The sequence below is a fragment of the Rhizobacter sp. P2_H3 genome (genome assembly GCF_056403355.1).
In genome coordinates, this window is the sequence record NZ_JBFUFQ010000282.1 from 1 (window position 1) to 6,599 (window position 6,599).

Consider the following 6,599-nt stretch of genomic DNA (forward strand, 5'->3'; position numbering starts at 1 on the left):
GGCAGGGCCCGCGCGACCGCGGCGTCGTACAGCGCGCGAAGAAATCCCCGGGGATCGGTGTGCGGCGAGGGTGCAGTCATGGCCCAATTATCGGATGGCCATCGACATGCAGGCGGTGCTCGACCGCATCCACGACGAAGCGCAACCGCTGCTCGAACAGGGCGAGGTGGCGCGCTACATCCCCGAACTCGCCAAGGTGCCGAAGCAGCGCTTCGGCATGGCGGTCAGCATGCTCGACGGGCGGCTCTACACCGTCGGCGATGCGAGCGAGGCGTTCTCGATCCAGTCGGTCTCGAAGCTGTTCTCGCTGACGCTCGCATTCCAGCTGGTCGGCGACGCGCTGTGGGAGCGGGTCGGCCGCGAACCGTCGGGCACCGCGTTCAACTCGCTGGTGCAGCTGGAGACCGAGCAGGGCAAGCCGCGCAACCCGTTCCTGAACGCCGGTGCGCTGGTCGTCACCGACGTGCTGAGCACCCGCTTCGTGCAGCCCGAGATGGCGCTGGTGGAGTTCGTGCGGCGCCTGTCGGGCAACGCGGCGCTGCAGTACGACGACGCGGTCGCGCGCTCGGAGCTGGCCACCGCCTCGCGCAACCGGGCGATGGGGCATTTCATGCACAGCTTCGGCAACCTGAAGAACCCGGTCGACGCGGTGATCGAGGCCTACTGCCGGCATTGCGCGATCCGCATGAACTGCGTCGACCTGGCGCGCGCGGTGGGCTTTCTCGCGAACGGCGGCGTGAGCCCGGTCAACGGCGAGCAGGTGCTGGACGCGAGTTCGGCGAAGCGGCTGTCGGCGCTGATGCTGACCTGCGGCACCTACGACGCGGCGGGCGATTTCGCGTACCGCGTCGGCATCCCGGCCAAGAGCGGTGTCGGCGGCGGCATCGTCGCGCACATCCCGCGCACGCTGGGCGTGTGCGTCTGGTCGCCGGGGCTGGAGCACACCGGGAACTCGCTCGCGGGCAGCTTTGCGCTGGAGCGGTTCACGTCGCTGATCGGGCAATCGCTGTTCTGAGGCGTCACCGGCTCAAGGCCCTCAGGCGCTCCATCGCGAGTCCTGCACGCTCCGGCTCCGCCATCAAGCCCGGCAACACGTTCGCAAAATCCGGATTCATCAGCAACGCAGTGAAGGCTGAGGCCACGGCTTGTCGCAGGTCTGCCGGGGCCGTGGCCATTTCGTCGACCAGTTCCTCTCGCCCATCGACGATGTTCAGCACGTCCTCCAGGTCGTGGCTGCTCATGAAGTCTCCTCCGCCGCGACTGGCGAACGCTTCCAGCTTGGTGGCCACGAAAGCCACGGCGCTCACCAGCCGAATCGTGATGCCTTCGCCCAACGCCACGGGCACGGCGGTCTGTACGGCATACGGATACCAGCGGTTGGAGAAACCCAGCACCTCGGGCTGCACGGGCATCAGGTCGAAGAGCAGCCCTGACGCCTTGTGCACCCAACGGCAAATCACATCGCTGCTGGCGTCTCGCGCGAATCCGCGCTGCGCCACCTGTTCCTCGATGCGATAAAACGTGGATCGGCTGGCGTTCACCACGGCGTCCACGTCGCGGGTCGCACGCACGCTGTCGGCCAGGGGATCGGTCACCAGCAGACCGGCCACGGCACCACCGACGAACACCACCTGCTCGCGCAGTTCGCCCAGCGCTTCGGCGATACGGCGCAAATGAGGAAGATTGGGGTCATCGGCTCGCATCGACCTCTCCCGAATCGAACCGCATCAGTTCGGCTTCCATCAGTTCGGCGGCCAGCGAGCGCTCGCGTGCACGCCCGGTGCGCAGGGCATCCAGCAGGGCGAGCAGGCGATGCAAGGCCGGGTCGGCCAGGGCGGCCTGCGGTGCTGTTCGATAGAGAGGCGACAACGTGGGGCCTTTGGCGCGGCCGGTGGGGTGGGCCCAGACCGGGGCCTCGCTCTGGGCAGCCGTCAGCATGCTGGCCAATGGTTCGACACCGAAAGCCGTCGGCACGCCGCGCTTGACCGGCCCGGGTGTGGCCGGCCAGATGTAGCGCACGCCATGCAGCACGAACTCCAGCAGGCTGGGTCGCACCGGCGACCACTCGCCGCGCGCGGGCGCCACCGCCAAGCCGGACGCCACGGCGCGCTTCACGCTCGCATGCGTCTCCGAGGCGCTCATGGCCAGCGCCTCGCCAAGCGCGGCATAGGTCCAACGCTGCGGCGGGTGCGCCGCCGCCTTCAACAGCACCAGCAGGTCTTGCGGTTTGAGTTCCATCGTACGGCCATATTCGCTATTCGCGAATTGCGAATATCGCCGATGGGGCCGTGTCCTGGCAAGCCCTGGCTGCTGCCGTCCATGCGGCAGCCCGCAGCGGATTCAACCCGTGTTGCGCAACCCCGCCGCCACCCCGTTGATCGAGATGTGGATCCCGCGCTGCACCCGCTCGTTCGCCGGATCGCCCTCGCGGCGCTGCCGGTAGCGCCGCATCAGCTCGACCTGCAGGTGGTTCAGCGGGTCGAGGTACGGGAAGCGGTGCTCGATCGAGCGCGCGAGCGACGGGTTCGACGCGAGCCGCTGCTTCTCGCCGGTGATCAGCGACACCGCGTCGCTGGTGCGCTGCCATTCGGCCTGGATCAGCCCGAAGATCTTGCGGCCCAGCTTCCGGTCCTCGACCAGGTCCACGTAGCGCTCCGCGATCCCCAGGTCGCTCTTGGCCAGCACCATGTCCAGGTTCGACAGCAGCGTGCGGAAGAACGGCCACTGCTTGTGCATGCGCTGCAGCAGCACGAGCCGCTCCTTGCGCTGCGCCGGCAGCTTGCCGAGGAAGTGCTCGATCGCCGAGCCGAAGCCGCACCAGCCCGGCAGCGCGACGCGGCACTGGCCCCAGCTGAAGCTCCACGGGATCGCGCGCAGGTCCTCGATCGCCCGCGTGGCCTTGCGCGAGGCCGGGCGCGAGCCGATGTTCAGCTCGGCGATCTCGCGGATCGGCGTGGCCGAGAAGAAGTAGTCGGTGAAGCCCGGGGTCTCGTAGACCAGCTTGCGGTAGGCCGCCATGCTGGCCTCGCTGATCGCCGCGGCCGCGTCGAGGAAACTCTTCGGCGCGCTCTTGGTCGGGTGCAGCAGCGTGGCCTCGAGCGTCGCGGCCACCAGCGTCTCGAGGTTGCGCAGGCCGATCTCCGGGTGCGCGTACTTCGACGAGATCACCTCGCCCTGTTCGGTCAGCCGGATCTGCCCGTTCACCGTGCCCGGCGGCTGCGCAAGGATCGCCTGGTAGCTCGGGCCGCCGCCGCGCCCGACCGTGCCGCCGCGGCCGTGGAACAGGCGCAGCGTGATGCCGTGCGCGCCGCGCAGGCCGTCGAACAGCGCCACCAGCGCGATCTCGGCACGGTACAGCTCCCAGTTGCTCGTGAACGAGCCGCCGTCCTTGTTGCTGTCGCTGTAGCCGAGCATCACGTCCTGCTCGCGGCCGGAGCGCTTGATCATCCCGGCCACGCCCGGCAGCGCGTAGTAGTCGCGCATGATCGGCTCGGCATTGCGCAGGTCGCCGATCGTCTCGAACAGCGGCGAGACGATCAGCTGGCACACGGCGCCATCGTCCAGCGTGCCGTGCAGCAGGCCGGTCTCCTTCTGCAGCAGCAGCACCTCCAGCAGGTCGCTCACGTCCTCGGTGTGCGAGATGATGTAGTGGCGCAGCGCCTCGCGGCCGTAGCGGTCGAGCATCTGCAGCGCCGCCTCGAAGATCGCCAGCTCGCCCACCGCGTGCTCCGAGTACGCCGCGCCGTGCACGCGCAGCGGCCGCGCGTCGTTCAGCATGCGCAGCAGCAGCGTGCGGCGCGCCGGCTCGTCGAGCGAGGAGTAATCGGCCTCGATCTTCGCGGTCTTCAGCAGCTCGGCGACCACCGCCTCGTGCTTGTCCGAGCTCTGGCGCAGGTCGACGGTGGCCAGGTGGAAGCCGAACACCTGCACCGCGCGCATCAGCGGGCGCAGGCGCGGCGCGATCAGCGCATCGGCATGGTGCGAGCGCAGCGAGGTCTCGATCACCTTCAGGTCGGCGAGGAAGTCGTCGCTGCGGCGGTACGGATCCTGCGGCGCCACCGCGTGGCGCAGCGCCTCGGTGCCGGTGAAGGCCTGCAGCGTCGCGGCGAGCCGCGCGTACATGCCGATCAGCGCGCGGCGGTAGGGCTCGTCCTCGCGGTGCGCGTTGTGGTCGGGCGAGCGCTCGGCCAGCGCCTGCATCTCGGCCGTCACCGGCGCGAGCGTGGCCGAGATCGACAGCTCGGCCCCCAGCTCGTGCACCTCGGTCAGGTAGAAGCGCAGCACCGTCTCGCTCTGCCGGCGCAGCGCCATCTGCAGCGTCTCGGCGCTGACGTTCGGGTTGCCGTCGCGGTCGCCGCCGATCCAGTTGCCCATGCGGAAGAACGGCGCGATCGGGTGGCCCGGCAGCGCCTCCTCGATCTCCTGGTACAGCTTCGGTATCTGGCGCAGGAAGGTCGCCTGGTAGTAGCTGAGCGCGTTCTCGATCTCGTCGGCCACCGTCAGCTTGGTGTAGCGCAGCATGCGCGTCTGCCACAGCTGCGTGACGCGGGCGCGCAGCAGCGCCTCGTTGCCGGCCAGCGCGCGTGCGCCGTGCAGTTCGTCGCGCTGGCCCACCAGCTCGGCGATGGCCCGCTCGGCGTCGAGGATGCTCTTGCGCTGCACCTCGGTGGGGTGCGCCGTCAGCACCGGCGAGATGAAGGCGCGCTGCAGCACGCCGGCGATGTCGGCTGCGCGCACGTCGGCCTCGGCCAGGCGCTCGAAGCTCATCGCGAGCGAGCCCTCCTGCAGGTGGCCCTGGCGCTCGTGGTGCTCGCGCCGGCGCACGTGGTGGCGGTCCTCGGCGATGTTGGCCAGGTGCGAGAAGTAGCTGAAGGCGCGGATCACGCTGACCGTCTGGTCGCCGCTCAGGCTCTTGAGCAGCCGGTCGAAGGTCTTGCCGGCCTGTGCGTCGCGCTTCAGGCGGTACGCCACCGACAGCTGGCGGATGCGCTCGATCAGGTCGAACGCGCCCTGGCCCTCCTGCTCGCGGATCACGTCGCCGAGGATGCGGCCGAGCAGGCGGATGTCGTCGACCAGCGGGCGGTTCTTGTCGGCGGCCTCGGCCGCGCTGCTGCGTGTGCTGCTCTTGCGTGGGACGGGGGACTTGGGGGCAGGTGTGGCGCGTGGCATCTTTGTCCTCAGGGCCTCGTCGAGGCTGTAACTTGGTTACGAACCGCGATGGTAGCAGCGCGCTGATAGCATTTGTCGATGTCCTCTCTGCCCGAACCCCTCGTCATCGCCACCCGCGAAAGCCGCCTTGCCCTGTGGCAGGCCGAACACGTGCGCGATCTGCTGCAACAACGTTTCGGCCTGCGCGTCGAACTGCTGGGCATGACGACCCGCGGCGACCAGATCCTCGACCGCACGCTGTCGAAGGTCGGCGGCAAGGGCCTGTTCGTCAAGGAGCTGGAAGCCGCGCTCGAAGACGGGCGCGCGCACCTCGCGGTGCATTCGCTGAAAGACGTGCCGATGGAACTGCCGGAGGGCTTCGAGCTGGCCGCGGTGCTGGAGCGCGAGGATCCGCGCGACGCCTTCGTCTCGAACCACCATGCGACGCTCGACGCGTTGCCGCAGGGCGCGTGCGTCGGCACCTCCAGCCTGCGCCGCGTCGCGCAGGTGCTGGCGCGGCGGCCCGACCTGCGCATCGAGCCGCTGCGCGGCAACCTCGACACCCGGCTGCGCAAGCTCGACGACGGCCAGTACGACGCGATCGTGCTGGCCGCGGCCGGGCTGAAGCGGCTGGGCCTCGCGCAGCGCATCCGCGCGCTGTTCGCGGTCGACGAGATGATCCCGGCGGCCGGGCAGGGGGCACTGGGCATCGAGATCCGCAGCGACCAGCCGGCGCTGCGCGATGCGCTGGCGCAGCTGGCCGACCGGCCCACGTGGTGGGTCGCCGAGGCGGAGCGCGCGGTGTCGCGCTCGCTGGGCGGCAGCTGCAGCATGCCGCTGGCTGCGCATGCGGTGTGGGACGGCGCGACGCTGCGCCTCACCGCGGCGCTCGGCCATGTCGACGACCCGACGCGCCCGCTGCTGCACACGACCTCGGCGGCTGTCGTCGCCGACGCTCGCGCCGCCCGCAGCCTGGGCGAACTGGCCGCGGCGCAACTGAGGTCCGCGGGTGCCGATGCCTACCTCGGGGGCAGCTGACGTCGCTGCGTCGCTGCGGGTGCTGGTCACGCGGCCTGCGGCCCAGGCGCGCGAGTGGGTCGACGGGCTGCGTGCGGCCGGGCTCGATGCGCAGGCCTTGCCGCTGATCGACATCCGGCCGGTCGACGACCCCACCGAACTGCACGCCGCGTGGCAAGGGCTCGGCAGCGTCGGTCTCGTGATGTTCGTGAGCCCGAATGCGGCCGAGCAGTTCTTCGCGCAGCGCCCACCCGGGGCCGCCTGGCCGGCGGCGCTGCAGGCGGCCTCGCCGGGGCCGGGCACGACGCGCGTGCTGCGCGCGCTGGGCGTGCTGGAGATCGTCGAGCCGGCGGCCGATGCGGCGCAGTTCGATTCCGAGGCGCTGTGGATGCAGTTGCGCACGCAGGCCTGGGCGGGCCGCCGCGTGCTGGTGG

The 6,599-nt window shown here is 70.3% G+C and carries 6 protein-coding genes; 3 read left to right on the forward strand and 3 right to left on the reverse strand.

Annotation, left to right across the window (positions count from 1 at the left end):
• Window positions 1–100: 100 nt before the first annotated feature.
• Window positions 101–1,015 carry a glutaminase gene (locus AC1D1T_RS28735; RefSeq protein ID WP_465112937.1) on the forward strand — a complete coding sequence of 305 codons (915 nt, stop codon included), beginning with the start codon at window positions 101–103 and terminating at the stop codon, window positions 1,013–1,015.
• 4 nt (window positions 1,016–1,019) lie between these two features.
• On the opposite strand, the gene AC1D1T_RS28740 is transcribed toward AC1D1T_RS28735, so the two are convergent.
• The 3 genes from AC1D1T_RS28740 to ppc all read right to left on the reverse strand — a co-directional run bounded on the left by AC1D1T_RS28740 (window position 1,020) and on the right by ppc (window position 5,169).
• On the reverse strand, window positions 1,020–1,703 hold the full coding sequence (locus tag AC1D1T_RS28740; protein ID WP_477825115.1) for a hypothetical protein: 684 nt from the start codon (window positions 1,701–1,703) through the stop codon (window positions 1,020–1,022).
• Entirely contained in the window at window positions 1,690–2,238 is a 549-nt protein-coding gene (locus AC1D1T_RS28745; protein WP_477839073.1) for a hypothetical protein, read from the reverse strand. The genes AC1D1T_RS28740 and AC1D1T_RS28745 overlap by 14 nt, the downstream gene beginning before the upstream one ends.
• A 102-nt stretch (window positions 2,239–2,340) precedes the next feature.
• Complete coding sequence (gene ppc, locus AC1D1T_RS28750; RefSeq protein WP_047506962.1) at window positions 2,341–5,169, reverse strand: phosphoenolpyruvate carboxylase; 2,829 nt, start codon at window positions 5,167–5,169, stop codon at window positions 2,341–2,343.
• Window positions 5,170–5,247: 78 nt separating this feature from the next.
• On the opposite strand from ppc, the gene hemC reads away from it, so the two are divergent.
• Together hemC and AC1D1T_RS28760 are read left to right on the forward strand one after the other, a co-directional pair.
• A complete protein-coding gene (gene hemC / locus AC1D1T_RS28755; RefSeq protein WP_477827998.1) occupies window positions 5,248–6,186 on the forward strand; it encodes a hydroxymethylbilane synthase in 939 nt (312 codons plus the stop codon).
• Window positions 6,164–6,599: uroporphyrinogen-III synthase (locus tag AC1D1T_RS28760; RefSeq protein ID WP_477992968.1), on the forward strand; the 436-nt coding region annotated here is incomplete at its 3' end. The genes hemC and AC1D1T_RS28760, both read left to right, overlap by 23 nt.

What these genes read in the sequence shown, in the direction of transcription:
- hemC (WP_477827998.1), top strand. Translation starts at nt 5,248, where the DNA reads ATGTCCTCTCTGCCCGAACCCCTCGTCATCGCCACCCGCGAAAGCCGC.
- ppc (WP_047506962.1), bottom strand. Translation starts at nt 5,169, where the DNA reads ATGCCACGCGCCACACCTGCCCCCAAGTCCCCCGTCCCACGCAAGAGC.
- AC1D1T_RS28745 (WP_477839073.1), bottom strand. Translation starts at nt 2,238, where the DNA reads ATGGAACTCAAACCGCAAGACCTGCTGGTGCTGTTGAAGGCGGCGGCG.
- AC1D1T_RS28740 (WP_477825115.1), bottom strand. Translation starts at nt 1,703, where the DNA reads ATGCGAGCCGATGACCCCAATCTTCCTCATTTGCGCCGTATCGCCGAA.